At 49.0% G+C, this 18,086-nt stretch carries 17 protein-coding genes; 15 read left to right on the top strand and 2 right to left on the bottom strand.

Features of this window, described 5'->3' with window-relative positions:
* Positions 1 to 10: 10 nt before the first annotated feature.
* The 7 genes from ABIE50_RS24395 (at position 11) to ABIE50_RS24365 (ending at position 10,263) form a co-directional block, all read left to right on the top strand.
* The gene (locus tag ABIE50_RS24395; protein WP_209858732.1) at positions 11 to 1,651 is read left to right on the top strand and encodes a RagB/SusD family nutrient uptake outer membrane protein; all 1,641 of its coding nucleotides are present in this window, start codon (positions 11 to 13) and stop codon (positions 1,649 to 1,651) included.
* Entirely contained in the window at positions 1,651 to 3,882 is a 2,232-nt protein-coding gene (locus tag ABIE50_RS24390) for a glycosyl hydrolase family 28 protein (protein WP_209858734.1), read from the top strand. The genes ABIE50_RS24395 and ABIE50_RS24390 overlap by 1 nt, the downstream gene beginning before the upstream one ends.
* Positions 3,872 to 5,044 (top strand): glycoside hydrolase family 88/105 protein, encoded by a 1,173-nt coding sequence (locus ABIE50_RS24385; protein WP_209858736.1) that lies wholly within the window; start codon positions 3,872 to 3,874, stop codon positions 5,042 to 5,044. Before ABIE50_RS24390 ends, ABIE50_RS24385 begins: the two co-directional genes overlap by 11 nt.
* Positions 5,045 to 5,051: 7 nt before the next feature.
* Positions 5,052 to 6,515, top strand: coding sequence for a tagaturonate reductase (locus ABIE50_RS24380; RefSeq protein ID WP_209858738.1), 1,464 nt, complete (start codon positions 5,052 to 5,054; stop codon positions 6,513 to 6,515).
* A gap of 17 nt (positions 6,516 to 6,532) precedes the next feature.
* Entirely contained in the window at positions 6,533 to 8,188 is a 1,656-nt protein-coding gene (locus ABIE50_RS24375; RefSeq protein ID WP_209858740.1) for a UxaA family hydrolase, read from the top strand.
* Positions 8,189 to 8,205: 17 nt separating this feature from the next.
* Positions 8,206 to 9,609, top strand: a complete 1,404-nt coding sequence (uxaC, locus tag ABIE50_RS24370; protein ID WP_209858750.1) for a glucuronate isomerase — start codon at positions 8,206 to 8,208, stop codon at positions 9,607 to 9,609.
* A 126-nt stretch (positions 9,610 to 9,735) separates the two neighbouring features.
* A complete protein-coding gene (locus tag ABIE50_RS24365) occupies positions 9,736 to 10,263 on the top strand; it encodes a DinB family protein (protein ID WP_209858752.1) in 528 nt (175 codons plus the stop codon).
* On the opposite strand, the gene ABIE50_RS24360 is transcribed toward ABIE50_RS24365, so the two are convergent.
* Complete coding sequence (locus ABIE50_RS24360) at positions 10,264 to 11,238, bottom strand: GlxA family transcriptional regulator (protein WP_209858754.1); 975 nt, start codon at positions 11,236 to 11,238, stop codon at positions 10,264 to 10,266. It lies immediately after the preceding gene.
* Between the two features lie 143 nt (positions 11,239 to 11,381).
* Here ABIE50_RS24360 and ABIE50_RS24355 point away from each other — a divergent pair, with 143 nt between their 5' ends.
* From ABIE50_RS24355 to ABIE50_RS24335, 5 genes are all read left to right on the top strand, one after another.
* Positions 11,382 to 11,870 carry a DinB family protein gene (locus ABIE50_RS24355; protein ID WP_209858756.1) on the top strand — a complete coding sequence of 163 codons (489 nt, stop codon included), beginning with the start codon at positions 11,382 to 11,384 and terminating at the stop codon, positions 11,868 to 11,870.
* A gap of 14 nt (positions 11,871 to 11,884) precedes the next feature.
* Positions 11,885 to 12,097 (top strand): hypothetical protein, encoded by a 213-nt coding sequence (locus ABIE50_RS24350; RefSeq protein WP_209858758.1) that lies wholly within the window; start codon positions 11,885 to 11,887, stop codon positions 12,095 to 12,097.
* A gap of 157 nt (positions 12,098 to 12,254) precedes the next feature.
* The gene (locus ABIE50_RS24345) at positions 12,255 to 12,725 is read left to right on the top strand and encodes a RidA family protein (protein ID WP_209858760.1); all 471 of its coding nucleotides are present in this window, start codon (positions 12,255 to 12,257) and stop codon (positions 12,723 to 12,725) included.
* Positions 12,726 to 12,748: 23 nt separating this feature from the next.
* Positions 12,749 to 13,822 (top strand): dipeptidase, encoded by a 1,074-nt coding sequence (locus tag ABIE50_RS24340; RefSeq protein WP_209858762.1) that lies wholly within the window; start codon positions 12,749 to 12,751, stop codon positions 13,820 to 13,822.
* Between the two features lie 163 nt (positions 13,823 to 13,985).
* Positions 13,986 to 14,969: an ABC transporter ATP-binding protein gene (locus ABIE50_RS24335; protein WP_209858764.1), complete on the top strand. Its 984-nt coding sequence runs from the start codon at positions 13,986 to 13,988 to the stop codon at positions 14,967 to 14,969.
* On the opposite strand, the gene ABIE50_RS24330 is transcribed toward ABIE50_RS24335, so the two are convergent.
* Positions 14,966 to 15,373 (bottom strand): YrdB family protein, encoded by a 408-nt coding sequence (locus ABIE50_RS24330; RefSeq protein ID WP_209858766.1) that lies wholly within the window; start codon positions 15,371 to 15,373, stop codon positions 14,966 to 14,968. The genes ABIE50_RS24335 and ABIE50_RS24330 overlap by 4 nt on opposite strands.
* Before the next feature lie 61 nt (positions 15,374 to 15,434).
* On the opposite strand from ABIE50_RS24330, the gene ABIE50_RS24325 reads away from it, so the two are divergent.
* The 3 genes from ABIE50_RS24325 (at position 15,435) to ABIE50_RS24315 (ending at position 17,782) form a co-directional block, all read left to right on the top strand.
* Positions 15,435 to 16,112 (top strand): GDSL-type esterase/lipase family protein, encoded by a 678-nt coding sequence (locus ABIE50_RS24325; protein ID WP_209858768.1) that lies wholly within the window; start codon positions 15,435 to 15,437, stop codon positions 16,110 to 16,112.
* Positions 16,113 to 16,172: 60 nt separating this feature from the next.
* On the top strand, positions 16,173 to 16,631 hold the full coding sequence (locus ABIE50_RS24320; RefSeq protein ID WP_209858770.1) for a NanQ anomerase/TabA/YiaL family protein: 459 nt from the start codon (positions 16,173 to 16,175) through the stop codon (positions 16,629 to 16,631).
* 95 nt (positions 16,632 to 16,726) lie between these two features.
* The gene (locus tag ABIE50_RS24315; protein ID WP_354028161.1) at positions 16,727 to 17,782 is read left to right on the top strand and encodes a Gfo/Idh/MocA family protein; all 1,056 of its coding nucleotides are present in this window, start codon (positions 16,727 to 16,729) and stop codon (positions 17,780 to 17,782) included.
* Positions 17,783 to 18,086 lie beyond the last annotated feature (304 nt).

Genomic DNA, 18,086 nt, shown 5'->3' with positions numbered 1-18,086 from the left:
AAACGTAACAATGACACCCAGTATAAATAAATACCTCATCATATTGTGCATCGCGGCGGGAAGTCTTGCCGGCTGTAATAAGCAACTGGAAGAATACAATCCCGGTGGCACTACCACTGATGCCGTTTATTCCACACCGGAAGGTTTTGAAACGCTGGTAAATGCCGCGTATACCTACAACCGCTGGTGGTATGGGAAGGAAGAAGGATATAGCATCTCCGAAATGGGGACCGATATATGGACCAGCGGCACCGGTGATAAATACCCGGACATGACCAACTATAATAACCTGCAGGCCAGTAATTCCGTGATGAGTGTTTTATGGAAACAGCTGTATGCGGCTATCAACCTGTGCAATGCGGGGATTAACCGGATCGATAACGCAGGGCTGCCGGAAGACCGTAAGAGGATACGCGCTGCAGAGCTGCATTTTCTTCGTGCTTTTTACTACTGGCATATCGTGGAAACCTGGGGCGGTGTTCATTTCACGCTCACCGAAACTTCGGGGGTGGTTACTACGGCTACCCGTACGCCGGTAGATACATTTTATGCGCAGATCTTCCGTGACCTGGGCGAAGCGGTGAATAACCTGCCCACTACTACATCCGACTATGGCCGTGTTACAAAACCAGCTGCAGAAGCTTTCCTGGCAAGAATGTATCTCACCCGTGGCATGAACCAGCAGGCCGCCGACCTGGCAGATAAAGTAATTAACAGTTATGGCTATACGCTGCAGCCGAAGTACGCGGATCTCTGGCGTATGGACAACCTGCAGAACAAGGAAGTGATCTGGGCGGTAAATTACATGAAGAATCTTGTGTTTGACGACCGGACAGACGCTACGCTGTTTCCTAACGGGCACTCCCGCGGCGCCAACAACGCGCATATGCTGTTTGCCATGAAGTATGATGATTTGCCCGGTATGCAGCGGGATATCCTCAACCAGCGGCCATTTAACAGGTATATGCCTACGCTTTTCCTGTTAAACCTCTTTAATGAAAATGCCGATGCACGTTATGAGGGATCTTTCAAACAGGTATGGTATTGTAATAACCTTAAAACTGCACCTGCAGGCATGAAGCTGGGCGATACTGCTATCTACTGCAGTAAGTATGTGCTGCCTGCTTCCACCAAATACCGGATTTACGACAGGAATGCCGTGTATACAGAAAATGGTGGAGGAAAGGACCGCACCCGTTATGTGTCGCTCAACAAATTTGATGACCCCACACGGGCATCTATGAACGAAGAACAAAGCGCCAGGGATGCATTTATTATCAGGCTTGCCGAAATGTACCTTATTGCGGCGGAAGCACAGTTTAAGCTGGGCAATTCTTCCAAAGCTGCAGAGTATATTAATGTGATCCGTAAACGGGCCGCTATTACAGGGCATGAAGCAGAGATGGTGGTTAAAGCCGCAGACATCGATCTTGATTTTATTCTTGATGAACGGGCGAGAGAGCTGGCTGGTGAACAGCTTCGCTGGTTTGATCTGAAACGTACCGGTAAACTCGGAGAACGGATTGCCCTGCATAATCCCGACGCCAATGCATATTTTCAGTCGTACCACACACTGCGGCCCATTCCGCAGGACCAGATCGACGCCGTAACAAATAAAGATGAATTTAAGCAGAACGATAAATATAACTAATGAAAATTCTCCAGATACTTTTATTATCATTATTGGGACTGGCGCCGGCCGGTCCCAAACCGGTTATATTCATGATCGGCGATTCCACGATGGCAGACAAACCGCTGGAAGATAATCCAGAACGGGGATGGGGGCAATTGTTCCCGCAATTTTTTGAAAAAGATATTATCATCAGGAACTATGCAGTAAACGGGAGAAGCACCAAGAGCTTTATCGATGAACATAGATGGGATAGTGTGTTGGCGCAACTGAAGCCGGGAGATTGGGTGATGATCCAGTTTGGCCATAACGATGGGAAGATCAGTGATTCCACCCGCTATGCCGCACCGGAAGGAGCTTATAAAACTAACCTGGAACGTTTTGTAAAAGAGGCCCGTGCCAGGGGCGCCCATCCCGTGCTTATTACGCCGGTGGCACGCCGTAAATTTACCAAAGGAGTTTTGGAAGATACCCACGGCGCTTATCCCGTAGTGGTAAGAGCCGTGGCAAAGGCTACGCAAACGCCGCTGATCGACTTGCAGCAAAGCAGTTCAGCACTGTTGAGCAAGGAAGGAGAAGCAGCTACCGTGAAAATGTTTCGTACTACGCCTCCGGGGCATTATAACTCTTTGCCACAGGGTATTACAGACAATACACATTTTTCCGCTTATGGCGCTGCTACTATAGCCGCGCTGGTGGCGCGTGAAATAAGGGAGAAGAAATTGCCATTGGCAGATTACCTGCAACAAACTCCTTTTGAAGGCAAATATGCCTACGAACTACCACAGATCTATGAACCGCATTTCAGGAAAGATACTTTTATAATTACCTCGTTTGGTGCAAAAGCAGATGGTATTACACTAAACAGCAAAGCTATCAACGAGGCCATCAGTGCCTGTAACAATAAGGGCGGCGGCGTGGTGCTGGTGCCCTCCGGCATGTGGCTCACCGGCCCCATCGTACTGAAAAGCAATGTGAACCTTCACCTGGAAAAGAATGCCGTGTTGCAGTTTACAACCGACTTCGACCAGTACCCGCTGATCAACACCACCTACGAAGGGCTGGAAGCGGTGCGTTGCCAGGCGCCTGTTTCTGCCATCAACCAGGAAAATATAGCCGTTACCGGTAGTGGCATCCTTGACGGTGGCGGTGATGCGTGGCGTATTGTTAAGAAGGCAAAGCTCACTGAAACCCAATGGGAGAAGCTGGTGGCATCCGGTGGCCTGGTAGGCCCGGACGGCGCTAACTGGTATCCTACACAATCGTCTTATCGCGGCGCCAATACCAATCAGCCAGGTGTTATCAAGCCAGGTAGCAAAGTAGCAGACTACGCTGGTATAAAAGACTTCCTGCGGCCAAATATGGTGAGCATAGCCTCCTGTAAGAATGTATTGCTGGAAGGGGTCACCTTCCAGAATTCACCTGCGTGGTGCCTGCATCCCCTGCTTTGCGAAAATATCACCCTGCGTGGTATTTATGCTAAAAACCCCTGGTATGCACAGAACGGGGATGGTGTGGACCTTGAATCGTGCCGCCAGGCGCAGATCGTAGACTGCACCTTTGATGTGGGCGATGATGGAATCTGTATTAAATCCGGCAGGGACGAACAGGGGCGTAAACGGGGCAAGCCTACCGAAAATGTGATAGTGCAGCACTGCATCGTGTATCATGCCCATGGTGGCTTTGTGATAGGCAGCGAAATGTCCGGCGGCGCCCGTAATATTTATGTATCGGATTGCTCTTTCCTGGGTACCGACATCGGGCTGCGCTTCAAAACTGCCAGGGGCCGTGGCGGCATAGTGGAGGATATTTATGCCGCTAATATCAACATGAAAGATATTCCCGGTGAAGCCATCCTGTTTGATATGTATTATGCAGCTAAAGACCCCGTGCCGCTGGCAGGGGAGAAGAGGACCGCCCCACGTGTGGAAACATTGCCGGTAACGGATGCCACCCCGGTGTTCCGCAATTTTTATATGAATAACATTGTATGCAGCGGCGCAAAAAAAGCCGTGTTCATACGCGGACTACCGGAAATGCCTGTACGCAATATCCACCTGCGGGACCTGGTGATAAAGGCAGAGGAAGGCATTCAGTGCCTGGAGGCGGAAGACGTACACTTCAATAAAGTGTATCTGCTTACCTCTTCCGGCCAGAAACCGGTGCAAACACGCAATACAAAGCATATTACATTCGATAGTTGCAGTTACCGCGATACTAAAACCCAATCAACAGAAGATCATGCGTTTTAAAACATCATTATTATCTACTGCATTGCTGTTATCAGTTTCACTTGCACAGGCTCAAACCGGCGCAGCCGGGATGGCCGCCACAGTAATGCGTATTTGGAGCGATTCGCTGGAAGTACAGCCAGGCAGGCCGGTAAGATGGTCGTACGACCAGGGCGTGGTACTGGAGGGATTCACCGGCTTATGGAAAAGAACAGGTGATCAGCGGTATTTCCGGTACATACAACGGAGTATGGATCATTTTATAGATACTAACGGTAATATCCGTACGTACCAGTTGAAGGACTATAACATCGATAACATTAAAAACGGCCGCGTTATATTAACGCTTTATAAAGCTACTAAAGATAATAAATACAAACTGGCTGCTGATCTGCTCCGTGAACAGCTGCGGCAGCAGCCCCGTACAAACGACGGCGGCTTCTGGCATAAGAAGCGTTACCCCTACCAGATGTGGCTGGACGGGCTTTATATGGGTGAGCCGTTTTATGCGGAATATGCAGCGCTTTTCGGGGAAGACAGCGCCTTTCGCGACATTACGCGGCAGTTTGTACTGATGGAAGAACATGCCCGTGATCCACGCACAGGGTTGCTGTATCATGCCTGGGATGAATCAAAGGAACAGCGGTGGGCCAATAAAACCACGGGACAGTCGCCGAACTTCTGGGGCCGTGCCATGGGCTGGTATGCCATGGCGCTGGTAGACGCGCTGGAATACTACCCCTCTGTAAACCCCGGCCGCGACAGCCTTATTGCCATTTTAAACCGTACCGCCGCAGCGATCAGGAAATACCAGGACGATAAAACCGGCTGCTGGTACCAGGTGCTGGATAAAGCCGGCAGCAAAGGAAATTATGTGGAAGCCTCCGCTTCCTGCATGTTCGTATATGCGTTGGCGAAAGGCATGCGTCTTGGCTATCTGCCAAAAACTTACCGCTCGGTAGCTCAGAAAGGTTACAATGGTATTCTTAAACAGTTTATCCGTAAGAATCCGGAAGGGGATATAACCCTGGGAGGAACCGTAAGCGTAGCCGGACTAGGTGGAGAACCCTACCGCGATGGCAGCTATGCCTATTATCTCAGCGAGAAAGTGATCGATAATGACGCCAAAGGCGTAGGGGCGTACCTGTTAGCTGCCAATGAAATGGAAACAATGACTAAATAATGAGGATATGAAACTTTCAAAAGAGTTACTGAAACGGCTGCGTGAAAAGGATGAATGGCAGATCCCTGGTGAGGAATACTTTGCCCTGCCGGAAAAAGTACTGCAGTTCGGCACAGGGGTATTGCTGAGAGGGCTCCCCTGTTTTTTTATAGACAAAGCCAATAAACAGGGCGTATTCAATGGCAGGGTGGTAGTGGTGAAATCGACGGATAAGGGCAGCACCAAAGCTTTTGATGAACAGGATAACCTTTATACGCAATGTATAAGAGGAATTGATGGGGGGAAACCCGTTTCTGAAAACATTATTAATGCGTCCATCAGCAGGGTGCTTACTGCCACTTCCCAATGGGAGGAGGTGCTTGCCTGTGCTGAAAATCCGGATATGCAGGTAGTGATATCAAATACCACCGAAGTAGGTATTGTGTATACAGAAGAAAGCATTCATGCAAAGCCGCCGGTATCTTTTCCCGGCAAGCTGCTGGCATTCCTGTATCACCGCTATCTTCACTTTAAAGGAGATGCCACTAAAGGAATGGTGATCGTTCCTGCAGAGCTGATACCGGATAATGGCAGCAGGCTCCGTGAGATCCTGTTGCAGCTGAGTAGCTTTAACCGGCTGGAAGAAGGTTTTACAGATTGGCTTACTCATCATAACTACTGTTGTAATTCACTGGTGGATTGTATTGTGCCCGGTGCGGCAGACCTGGATACCGGTTATGAAGACGGGCTGCTGATCATGACTGAAGTATACCGTTTATGGGCTATTGAAACCAGCAGTGAACAGGTAAGAAAAGTTTTATCCTTTAGTGAAACAGATGCAGGAGTGGTGTTGTCGCCCGATATTAATGTGTTCCGTGAGCTGAAGCTCCGGCTGCTCAACGGCACCCATACCCTTAGCTGCGGACTGGCCTTCCTGGCTGGTCATGAAACCGTGAAGGCCACCATGAATAATGAGGCGATGGCTGCTTACATGGAAGGATTGATGATGCATGAGATCATCCCGGCTATAACGAATATACATATACGTAATGATGCCGCTATCCGTTTTGCAGGGGCTGTGCTTGACCGCTTCCGTAACCCCGCTATTGAGCACCGGTGGTTAAGCATTTGCGCCCAGTATACGGCTAAGCTCAAAATGCGGGTACTGCCGGCGCTGTTGCAATACCAGCAGCGTACCGGGCAGGTACCGGCATTGATGGCATTGGGATTCGCTGCGCATGCTTTATTTATGCGCGGCGGCAACGGGTATACTATTACAGATGAACATGCCGGCTGGTATGCGGAACAATGGAAGCTGCGTTCGCCGGAAGTATTGATAAAAACAGCTTTTGGCAACCAGGCTATCTGGGGACTGGATCTCAACACTATTCCCGGGTTTGCACAGCTGGTAACTACCATGTTAAAGGCGTTAATGGAGCAGGGAGTAGCTGCCTACCTGGAGAAGGTAGCAGCGGAAATAACGGTATCGTAAAATTTTAAGGACAGATAATGAAGCAGAAAGTATTAAAGGTGCATCCGCATGATAATGTGCTGGTAGCGCTACAGGACCTGGAAAAGGATGAAACGGTGGAATATAACGGCGCCGTATACACGATGCAGGAAAAGATCCCTGCGAAACACAAGTTTGCAACAGCACCCATGAAAGAAGGCGATGCCATTTTCATGTATGGCGTACTGGTAGGGCGTGCACAGCATCACATCAGCGCCGGCAGCAGGATAGCCGTAGAGAATGTACGGCATGCTGCCAATGCTTATGAGCTGGCAGCTGAGCGGAAAACGGCCTGGCAGGCGCCGGATGTTTCCCGCTGGCAGCAGCGGACCTTTATGGGCTATCACCGCGCAGACGGCAGTGTTGGTACTGCCAATTACTGGCTGGTTATACCTTTGGTGTTTTGTGAAAACAGGAATGTGGAAGTGCTGAAAGAAGCATTGCTGCCGGAACTGGGATATAGCCGTCCGGCTAAGTATGCGGCCTTTACCCGTTCGCTCGTAGCCAGGCAGCAGGCCGGCGCTGACCCGGCACAGATCCTTGAAAGCATATACACGGAAGAGACTTCCGGGGCGCAGGGAAGCCGCATTTTTGAAAATGTGGATGGCATAAAATTCCTTACGCACGATGGTGGCTGCGGAGGCATCCGGCAGGATGCGCAAACACTGTGCGGCCTGCTGGCAGGGTATATTACCCATGCCAATGTTGCAGGTGCCACGGTGCTGAGCCTTGGCTGCCAGAATGCACAGATAAGCATGCTGAAGGAAGAGATCAGTAAGCGCGATCCGGGGTTTTCAAAACCCCTTTATATACTGGACCAGCAGCAAACCGGTACGGAAAGCCAGCTGATCGCCGATGCGATCCGCCAAACTTTTGCAGGGCTGATGATAGCAAACCAGAACACCCGGCAGCCGGCGCCGCTGAGCAAATTATGTATAGGCCTGGAATGCGGGGGGTCCGACGGCTTCTCCGGTATTTCCGCTAACCCCGCCATCGGTTATACGTCCGACCTGCTCACCGCGTTGGGAGGCTCCGTGATCCTGGCTGAATTTCCTGAATTATGCGGAGTGGAACAGGAAATGAGCGACCGTTGCCGCAACGTGGAAGACGCTACCAGGTTCATCGGGTTGATGCGTACCTACCAGCAGCGTGCCGAGGAAGCAGGCTCCGGATTTGATATGAATCCATCTCCGGGAAATATAAAAGACGGGCTGATCACCGATGCCATCAAATCTGCCGGTGCAGCCAAAAAAGGAGGTACCTCACCTGTAGCTGCCGTATTGGATTACCCTGAAAAGGTACAGCAACCGGGGCTCAACCTGTTGTGTACACCGGGTAATGATGTGGAGTCCACCACTGCAGAAGTAGGCAGCGGCGCGAATGTGGTGCTGTTTACCACTGGCCTTGGAACGCCCACCGGTAACCCCATTGCGCCGGTGATCAAGCTGTCGAGCAACACGAAGCTGTACCAGCGCATGCATGATATCATCGATATTAATACCGGTACTATTATAGACGGTGAAGAAACCATCACCGCAGCGGGAGAACGTATACTCGAATACGTTATACAGGTAGCCAGCGGCGCCATTACCGCAAAATCCGTCCTTAATGGTCAGGATGATTTTATTCCCTGGAAAAGAGGGGTGTCATTGTAATGCTTAAAAATTTACTGATGAGAAAAAAATTCATGGATGAAAATTTCCTCCTGAATAGCGATGCGGCAGAACGGCTCTATCACGATTATGCAAAGGATATGCCCATCATCGATTATCATTGTCACCTGCCACCCGTGCAGATAGCGGCGGATACCATGTTCGAAAATATTACGCAGGCATGGCTGTACGGCGATCATTATAAATGGCGCGCTATGCGCACCAATGGCGTACCGGAAAGTTACTGTACCGGCAACAATACCGACTGGGAAAAGTTTGAAAAATGGGCTGCTACGGTACCATACACCTTGCGCAATCCACTGCATCACTGGACGCATCTGGAACTGCAGCGTTATTTCAATATAACCGATATCCTGAGCCCCGCATCTGCAAAGCAGATCTATGATACCTGCAACGCGCTGCTGCAAACACCGGCATACAGCGTGCAGAACCTGTTACGCAGCAGGAATGTGTCGCTGATATGCACTACCGATGATCCGGCAGACAACCTGCAATATCACCGCCAGCTAAAACAGGATGGCTTTGAAATACCCGTAATACCCGCCTTCCGCCCGGATCAGGCCATGAATGTAGACTCGCCGGAAGTATATAACCGGTATCTGGGGAAACTGGAGGAAACGGCTAACGTCAATATCCGTACGTACGACGACCTGCTCCAGGTGCTGAAAGACCGGCACGATGTTTTTGCGGCACATGGCTGTAAAGTATCCGACCACGGCATTGAGGAAATATATGCAGATGATTTCCTGGAGAAAGATATCCGGCAGATCTTTTTAAAGATCCGCGGTGGGCAATCGCTCACCCTTACCGAGGCCCGGCAGTTCAAATCGGCGCTCCTGTATGAACTGGCGCTTATGGACTGGAAATCGGGATGGGTACAGCAATACCACCTTGGGGCCCTGCGGAACAATAACTCCCGCATGATGCGGCAGCTGGGACCGGATACCGGCTGGGATTCCATCGGCGATTTTTCCCAGGCCCGCGCACTGGCGAGGTTCCTTGATAAACTGGATAGCCAGGATAAACTGGCCAAGACCATTATTTATAACCTGAACCCTGCTGATAATGAATTGATGGCCACCATGACCGGTAATTTCAACGATGGTTCTGTGCCTGGCAAAATCCAATTCGGCGCCGCCTGGTGGTTCCTGGATCAGAAAGAGGGCATGACCCGGCAAATGAACGCATTATCGAATATGGGGCTTATTTCACGTTTTGTAGGCATGCTTACAGATTCCCGCAGCTTTCTTTCCTACCCGCGCCATGAATATTTCCGGCGCCTGCTCTGCGATCTTTTCGGAGAGGAGATCGAGCGGGGCGAAATCCCGGACGATATGGAGGCCGTTGGAAAGATGGTGCAGGATATCTGTTACGGCAACGCCAAATCATATTTCGGCTGGTAAGCACCCGGAAAAGCGGGGTATTATCCCTGCTTTTTTTATAGCAGGTAAGTTTTTTTTAGGACTACTGACATAGGGCTGTCACAACCCGTTGTTTTCTTTGTATCATAAAACAAAAAATACAGACTTATGGAAAACAACACCTTATCTGCCGCAACTACTACCACTGTGATCACGCCTGATCAGTTACTGAAACACTGGCAGGGCCACCGCGGACTTACCCGCAGGATGATTGAAGCCTTTCCGGAAGACCAGCTTTTTACTTTCAGCATTGGCGGTATGCGTCCATTTTCCGCTTTGGTAATGGAATTCTGCGGAATGGCCTTCCCATCTGTATATGGAGTTGTTACCGATGAATGGCTGGGTATTGATGTGCTCCTGAAAGATACCGGCGCCGTAATTGCCCCCACCAATAAAGCGGAGTTATTACAGCTTTGGGATGTTATCACCGATAAGCTCGATGAGTGGTGGCCCAAGATCCCGGTGGAAGCTTTTCAAAAGGAAATTACCGCTTTCGGACAATATGAAGGTAAGTCGGTGAGCATCCTGTTCTACATTTTTGACAATGAGATCCATCACCGCGGGCAGGGATATGTGTACCTCCGCGCCCTCGGTATAGAGCCGCCAGCTTTCTGGGACAGGGAGTGGCAATCATGATTATGACCTGGCTGCATTAAACTTTTCCCGGTATTCAGAAGGGGTCATTCCCACTGTTTTGCGGAATACCTTTCTGAATGCTTTGGGATCGTTATAGCCGGAATTGTAGATCACTTCCGCCATCTGCTGCCCGGTTTCCTCCAGTAGTTTCTTGGCCGCTTCAATACGTGTGAATTGCAGGTATTCGATAGGGGTTACACCAGTTACCTGTTTAAACCTTCTCACAATATTTCTCCTGCTGGAAGGGATGTCCCTGATCATTTCCTCAATGGTGCCAACATCCTGGTAACAGGTTTCAATCCGTTGCTGGGCAGATGCCACCAGGTCGTCGTGATGATTACGGGCAGGCTGGAAGGTGCTGAAATAAGACTGTTTATCACGGCCCATATCCACAGCGAAAATTTTGGCGGTCCTGATTGCTATTTCAATGCCACAATGTACTTCCAGCAGATGAAGCAGCAGGTGGAAGGTAGAAGTGGCGCCACCACTTGTGTAAATGCCGGAATCATGTGTAACGGTTTTATCCGACAACAGGTTCACAGCAGGGAAAGCGGAGGAAAACTCCTTGCAGGCATCCACATGGGTGGTGGCTATTTTACCATCCAGCAGGCCGGATGCGCCCAGCAAAAATGCGCCGGTGCAAAAGCTGGCAATTTCAGCGCCATTTTTATATTGCTGTTGCAACCAGGGAAGATAACACCTGTTTTCTGCAATAGACTGGCGGATATCATCCGTGGTGAAAGAAGGCACCAGCACCAGGTTGAAATTACCTGCCGCATCTATGCGTTGTGATGCGTAAGCCGGGAAAGCTCCCGCAAGGTGTTCCATTTCTGAGGTATGTACCAGGGTTATCTTGAATGGCGCAGGCTGACCGTTCTTATGGTAAATCTTGTTGACGGTGTCGAGTACATCTGTTATGGCAGCCAGGCTTAAAAGCTTGTAGTGGCGTATAAGCAGGATCCCAATTTGTAACATATGGTGGTGAATTTTTTAGTTAACTACTCAAACATAACGAATTTGTCGCAAATACCCCCTAATATTGACTCTATCAGCATCCATGCGGACTTTAATTATGAGGTATCTTACGGTTAGTTTGAGAACCAAAAAATTGAAATTATATGGAAACTGTAAGCACACGGATGCAGGGCATCCTTCCACTGTTTGATCTGCATACCACATTTTTTTCAAAAGTGCTGGATGGAATTTCAGATGAAGATGCACATAAAAGACTGGATACTCCCGCCAATCATGTTGCCTGGCTCACAGGCAGCCTTGTACAGCAACGGTTCGACCTGGCTGGTCTGCTGAAGGTGGAGGCAACATCTTCTGCCAATGATCTTTTTAAAGACTTCCAGGGAATAAAAAACGGACAGCAATATCCATCTCTCGAAATTTTTAAGAAAGACTGGCAGAGAATTTCCCCGCTGCTAAGAACAGCACTGGTAAATGTAACCGATGAACAACTGGATCAGATATTGGAATTCCCCGGTATGAAAATGCCGCTTTGGGATCTGCTTACGTTTAATATTTACAGGGAGGCTAATTGTATAGGACAGATTGCCTTATGGAGGCGGCTTTTGAATTACGAGCCGATGAAATATATGTAATTAAATTAATTGCAATGGTAGAAGTATTTGTAACAAATGTAAAAAGAGTGGCAGCGGCGAAAGAAATAGTAGCGCTGCTGCTTCGTAACTTCCCGGATAGTAAAATTAATTTCGATCTCGAAGATTGTGATAAAGTATTAAGAGTGGAAGGAGAAAATTTCCATCCCGGAAAAATAATGATGCTGGTAAATGAAAATGGATTCCAATGCCAGATCATGGAAGATTAAGCAGCCGTCTTATACAGACGGCTGTTCTGTAAACCCCTCATCCCCTGAAAATCTCAAACTCCTTACTGCCTGTTTTTCTGCTGAGATTAACTATCTTACCTGCACTTTTTTTCAAAGGAGGAAGTGATATCTTTATAGGCGTATTAAAACAGTAACTATGGAAAACAATCATGCAGAAGAGAAATTAGCTGCTCTGGGACTGGAACTGCCACCGGCTCCATCGCCATTGGGTGTTTACAAGCCTTGCCTTATTGATGGCAAATACCTGTATCTCTCCGGTCATGGTCCTGTGCAGAATGATAAATCTCTGATCATCGGCAGGATAGGTGATGCACTGGACATTGAGCAGGGAAAGCTGGCAGCGCGGCAAGTAGGATTAACGATGTTGTCTACCATCAAAACACGCGTAGGCAGCCTGGATAAAGTGAAAAGGGTGATCAAGGTACTTGGAATGGTAAACTGTACGCCCGACTTTGAACGGCATCCCTATGTTATAAACGGCTGCAGCGAACTGTTTGCTGCAATATGGGGAGAAGAGAACGGGATAGGCGTGAGAAGTGCTGTGGGCTTTGGTTCCCTGCCCGACAACATACCTGTGGAAATAGAAGCCTTGTTTGAACTCTACTGATCAGCCCACCTAAGGATAGAATTATGTTTATAATAGATGCACATCTTGATCTGAGCATGAATGCGCTGGAATGGAACAGGGACCTGCAACAGCCGGTAACCGCCATCCGCGCAAGAGAAGCCGGCATGAATGATAAACCAGACCGCGCCAAAGGCGTAGTGGCGTTCCCGGAATTGCGGAAAGGAAATATCGGGCTGGTGGTAGCCACGCAAATCGGCCGCTATGTGGCGCCGGATAATCCTTTGCCGGGATGGCATTCACCGGAACAGGCATGGGCGCAGACACAGGGCCAGCTGGCCTGGTATAAAGCGATGGAAGATGCCGGTGAAATGGTGATGATCAAAGACCTGCAAGGCCTGGAGCAACACCTGCAGCTATGGAATAACGGTACTCCGAACGATAAAAAGCCTATTGGTTATATTCTCAGCCTGGAAGGGGCCGATTCCATCGTGAACCTGGAATACCTGGAACGTGCCTATAACAACGGGTTGAGGGCTATAGGGCCTGCGCATTACGGGCCTGGCCGCTATGCCAACGGTACCGATGCCACCGGTCACCTGAACGAACAGGGTAAACAGCTCATCAGGGAAATAGAGCGGCTTCATATGATCCTTGATGCCACCCATCTTTGCGACGATGCCTTCTGGGATGCGATGGACCTGTTTAACGGCGCCGTATGGGCCAGTCACAATAACTGCCGTGCCCTGGTAAACCACAACCGCCAGTTCAGTGATGATATGATTAAAGTCCTCGTTCAGAAAGGCGCTGTTATCGGTGGCGCCCTCGATGCCTGGATGATGGTACCCGATTGGGTGCGTGGGCAGTCTGATCCCCGTAGTATGGGCTGTAACCTGGAAAAAATGATCGATCACATGGATCATATCTGCCAGATCGCCGGCAACTCCCTCCATGTGGGCATTGGCACCGACCTGGATGGCGCCTTTGGCAAAGAGCAGTGCCCTTACGACCTGGAAACAATTGCCGATATGCAGCAACTGCCCGCCCTCCTCGGCAAAAGAGGCTACAGCGCAGCCGACATCGATAACGTAATGCATGGCAACTGGCTCCGCTTCCTGCGGAACGCCTGGCGCGGGTGAGGTGGCGCCTTCGGCGCCACGCGGATTTTGTCTTGGAACACTGATTACGCTGATTATAATGATTTCCCTGAGTTTTTATTTTGGGATTTTAAAAATGATTTTAAAAGTTGTTGAGAGATATAAGCGGGTGTGCTTTTATCTCCCTTTTTATTAATTTGCACGAATGAATTTTCTCGAAGTATCAAACATCAGCAAGGAACTGCACGGCGCTTATATTTTAAAGAATGTCAGCTTTACACAACAGGCCTTTCAGAAAATAGTAATAGCGGGCGAAACCGGTTCCGGTAAAAGCACGCTGATGAAAATTGTGGGCGGCATGGCCCAGGCCGACAGCGGCACCGTAATGTTTGAGGGCAAGCGTGTAAAGGGCTCGCTGGAAGTATTGATACCAGGGCATCCGGGCACAGCCTATCTGTCCCAGCATTTTGAACTGAGAAATAATTACCGGGTAGAAGAAATTCTGTCCTATGCCAATAAGCTCACCGATGAAGACGCGGCGCAGATCTATGGTATCTGCCGCATTTCCCATCTCCTGAAAAGAAAAACAGACCAGCTCTCGGGTGGTGAAAAACAGCGCATTGCCATGGCCCGGCTGCTGATATCCTCTCCCAGGCTGTTTTTACTGGATGAGCCCTACTCCAACCTGGATATGATCCATAAGAGCATCCTGAAAAATGTGATCAGCGATATAGGCGGGAAGCTGGGTATTACGGTGATGCTGATCTCCCATGACCCCGTGGATATACTGCCCTGGGCAGATGAAATACTGGTGATGAAAGACGGGGAGATAGTACAACAGGGATCGCCGCAGCAGATCTATAACCAGCCGGTCAATGAATATGTGGCGGGGCTGTTTGGGAAATATAATTTGCTCGCTCCCGGAAAAGCCGCTATACTGGAAGGACTGCCGGGTATTGAGCTGAACGGCAGGCCAGTTTTTATAAGACCGGAAGATTTCAGGATCGTACGCACCAAAAAAGATGCAATACCCGGGAAGGTCCGTGATATTGCCTATTACGGAAGTTTTCTTGAAGCGGAAGTAGCGTTGGGAGAGGAGATAGTTACCATCAGAACCACAGATACCCACCTCAAAAAAGGCGCTGCCGTGAATGTAAGCGTGGCGCCGGAAACCATCTGGTATTTTTAGGGTTTCACTCCCAGGATCTTTTTTCCTGCAAACCCGTTGTAGGGTTTGTTTTGCAGCATCACCCATGTTCTGTCCCAGGACACGGCGTAATGTATTATCACCACCACTGCCAGCACAATGCTTTCACGCGGGTAGCCCAGCGACAATAACGACCACACCGCTGCGCCAAATAAAAGAAGTTCCAATAATAGTCGTGCTACCCCCGGAATAGCTACCGGTGCAGGCTTCGGGTCGTTGGGGATACGGAATACACCCCACAGCACTGCGGCGGTGAGTGGAAATGCCACCGCCAGTACATAAGAAAGCCATCCTTCGCCAAAGTGCCATCCCCGGTATCCCAGTATTACCAGCATCAATATCTCCAGCAGAAAGCGGATAATCAGGTTTAAAGGATGAGTGTTCATGTAATTGTTTGTCCCAAAATAAATATTTCTTTTATCTTAAGCCGCTGAAAAATTAACTGTTATGAAAAAATACTTCGTTGTTGTGTGTGTGGCGCTGCTGAATATAACCGGTTCCCTCTTTGCCCAATCGCCGCTGCGATTCGCTAAGGATGTTAATACCATCAGGGAATTTGACAGGATGTATGCAGCCCCCGAGCATCCCATACTGTTCGTGGGCAGCTCATCCATCAGGAAGTGGGACGACCTGGAGCGCAATTTCAGCCGGTACGTGGTATTGAACAGGGGAATAGGGGGCGCGGAGACCAACGACATTACCTATTTTGCCGGGGATATTATTTTCCCGTATCAGCCCCGGCAGATCGTGATCTATGTGGGAGAGAACGATTTGACAAATGAGGCGGCCACCGCAGATACTTTATTGCAGAGATTTAAAATACTGTACACCACCATCAGGAGTAAACTCCCGGAAGTGCCGGTTGTATATATTTCCATGAAACCAAGTCCTTCCCGGGAAAAGTTCTTCCAAAAGGCGAAGCAGTCGAATGCACTCATCAAAGATTATATCTCCAGAGAAAAAAATATACGATACGTTGATATTTTCTCCCTGATGCTTGATAAAGCAGGAAAACCGCGCCGGGAGCTTTTTGTGGAAGATATGCTGCATATGAATAAGGCGGGATATGCCATCTGGGAAAAAGCTGTTCAGCCGCTTTTGTTAAAGAGACAGACGGGAAAGTAAACGTAACGGCATATATAGAAAAAAAGTATCTTGCCGCCTGATTAATACCTTTTACAGCACATGATACTGGATACACTGCAGAACGCCCATCTCTACTACCGCCTCGGCGTTAAATTTATCAAGGCTTTTGAATACCTGGCACAAACAGACCTGGTGAACCTGGAGAAAGGAAAATATGAAATAGACGGGAGCAATATCTTCGCTATCGTTAACGAATACGATACAGTAGATGCCTCCACCGAACAAATGGAAGCGCATAAGAAGTACATCGATATCCAGTATATGGTGTCCGGTTCAGAACTGATAGGTCACGATTTCCTGGGCGAGCAGGTGCCTTCCAGAGCATACGATGAAACGGCCGACTACCAGCTGTTTGCAGAGCATCCTGTGTTCTTCTCCCGGTTGGAAAAAGGCATGTTCGCCATTTTTTTTCCTACCGACCTGCATATGCCTAATATCAGGGTGAGCACGCCAATGCCCGTAAAGAAAGTAGTGATTAAAATAGCGGTGAGCTTATAGTATTCCCGGAAATTACCGTTCATCATTTCGTTATAAAAAACAGTACATATTTCCTAGTTTTAGGGATGCGTTCTGTTTTTTTTACTTTTCTGCTGATGCACATTTTTGGCTGCATCATGGCCCAGCCACTGCGTGTAGCCGTTGCCGGTGTATCGCACGGGCATGCGGCTTTTATTCTTGGTCGCCCTGATAAAGGGGACATACAGATTGTGGGCATCTACGAGCCTGATACGGCCGTGGCTAGGTTAAGATCCCGGCAATATCATCTTCCACAGAATATCTTTTATACTGACCTGGATAAAATGCTGGATGCAGTAAAGCCTGCTGCAGTACTGGCATTTGGCTCCATTAAAGCCCACCGCGAAGTGGTGGAAGCCGCTGCGCCGCGTGGTATCCATATTATGGTGGAGAAGCCGCTGGCCACCACAGTTGCCGATGCGGAATACATGGAGTCGCTGGCCCGCAGGCATAAGGTACAACTGCTTACAGACTATGAAACCAGCTGGTATCCTTCCGTGGCAAAAACCTTCCAGCTGCTGGAAGACAGCAGCTACGCCGGGAAAATAAGAAAGGTAACGGTGAATGATGGTCACCAGGGGCCTAAGGAAATTGGCTGCGGACCGGAATTCCTGAACTGGCTCACCGACCCGGTATTAAACGGGGGCGGCGCACTCATGGATTTTGGCTGTTATGGCGCCAATCTTATGACGGCGCTTATGAAAAACCGTTTGCCCGTATCCGTTACTGCGGTAGCCCGTCATTTTAAGCCGCAGGTATATCCTAAAGCAGAAGATGATGCCACTATCCTGGTTGATTACGGCGATGTGCAATGTACCATACAGGCCTCGTGGAACTGGAGCTTCAGTCGTAAGGATATGGAAGTATACGGCGATAAAGGTTACCTCATTGCCGCCGATAAAAATACCCTGGTTCAACGTAACAATGAACGGATGCCGGCTGTAACACGCCGTATAACGGCAACGGATATACCGGTATATGAAGATCCGTTCCGGTACCTGATAGATGTGCTGAACGGAAAAGTAAACATGCCTGCATACGGGTTGTATGCGCCGGCCAATAATGTAATTGTAGTGAAGATCCTGGCTGCAGCCCGCGAATCTGTACGTACCGGCAAGGCCGTTAAATTCTGATAAATTAAACTGTATTAATAAGCAAAAGGGTGTAACAGGTACTGCTACACCCTTTTGCTATAAACAGGTTTTCTACTATATTGCGCACTTAAATTAACCGCCATGAAATCCGTTGTTAGCGGCCGCTTTATCCCCAAAGAAAGACCAGATCCGCTTTCCCGTTTAAATAATATTTCCCCGCTATATGCAACCCTATGCCTTTCAATTACCTTGAGTTTTTTATAGCCCTGCGATCTTTTTAGACGGAAGAAATCGTAACTTAACTATATAGTTAAAACAGGATAGGCGTGAACGTTATTTCTGA

It is taken from the genome of Chitinophaga sp. OAE865 (assembly GCF_040546735.1).
GTDB classification, from domain to species: domain Bacteria; phylum Bacteroidota; class Bacteroidia; order Chitinophagales; family Chitinophagaceae; genus Chitinophaga; species Chitinophaga polysaccharea_A.
The sequence above is the reverse complement of the archived record's forward strand: the minus strand, read 5'-3'. Positions and strand labels throughout refer to the sequence as shown.

Bases quoted from the DNA above. Each gene is read 5' to 3' on its own strand.
- ABIE50_RS24395 (WP_209858732.1), top strand. From the start codon at position 11: ATGACACCCAGTATAAATAAATACCTCATCATATTGTGCATCGCGGCG.
- ABIE50_RS24390 (WP_209858734.1), top strand. From the start codon at position 1,651: ATGAAAATTCTCCAGATACTTTTATTATCATTATTGGGACTGGCGCCG.
- ABIE50_RS24385 (WP_209858736.1), top strand. From the start codon at position 3,872: ATGCGTTTTAAAACATCATTATTATCTACTGCATTGCTGTTATCAGTT.
- ABIE50_RS24380 (WP_209858738.1), top strand. From the start codon at position 5,052: ATGAAACTTTCAAAAGAGTTACTGAAACGGCTGCGTGAAAAGGATGAA.
- ABIE50_RS24375 (WP_209858740.1), top strand. From the start codon at position 6,533: ATGAAGCAGAAAGTATTAAAGGTGCATCCGCATGATAATGTGCTGGTA.
- uxaC (WP_209858750.1), top strand. From the start codon at position 8,206: ATGAGAAAAAAATTCATGGATGAAAATTTCCTCCTGAATAGCGATGCG.
- ABIE50_RS24365 (WP_209858752.1), top strand. From the start codon at position 9,736: ATGGAAAACAACACCTTATCTGCCGCAACTACTACCACTGTGATCACG.
- ABIE50_RS24360 (WP_209858754.1), bottom strand. From the start codon at position 11,238: ATGTTACAAATTGGGATCCTGCTTATACGCCACTACAAGCTTTTAAGC.
- ABIE50_RS24355 (WP_209858756.1), top strand. From the start codon at position 11,382: ATGGAAACTGTAAGCACACGGATGCAGGGCATCCTTCCACTGTTTGAT.
- ABIE50_RS24350 (WP_209858758.1), top strand. From the start codon at position 11,885: ATGGTAGAAGTATTTGTAACAAATGTAAAAAGAGTGGCAGCGGCGAAA.
- ABIE50_RS24345 (WP_209858760.1), top strand. From the start codon at position 12,255: ATGGAAAACAATCATGCAGAAGAGAAATTAGCTGCTCTGGGACTGGAA.
- ABIE50_RS24340 (WP_209858762.1), top strand. From the start codon at position 12,749: ATGTTTATAATAGATGCACATCTTGATCTGAGCATGAATGCGCTGGAA.
- ABIE50_RS24335 (WP_209858764.1), top strand. From the start codon at position 13,986: ATGAATTTTCTCGAAGTATCAAACATCAGCAAGGAACTGCACGGCGCT.
- ABIE50_RS24330 (WP_209858766.1), bottom strand. From the start codon at position 15,373: ATGAACACTCATCCTTTAAACCTGATTATCCGCTTTCTGCTGGAGATA.
- ABIE50_RS24325 (WP_209858768.1), top strand. From the start codon at position 15,435: ATGAAAAAATACTTCGTTGTTGTGTGTGTGGCGCTGCTGAATATAACC.
- ABIE50_RS24320 (WP_209858770.1), top strand. From the start codon at position 16,173: ATGATACTGGATACACTGCAGAACGCCCATCTCTACTACCGCCTCGGC.
- ABIE50_RS24315 (WP_354028161.1), top strand. From the start codon at position 16,727: ATGCACATTTTTGGCTGCATCATGGCCCAGCCACTGCGTGTAGCCGTT.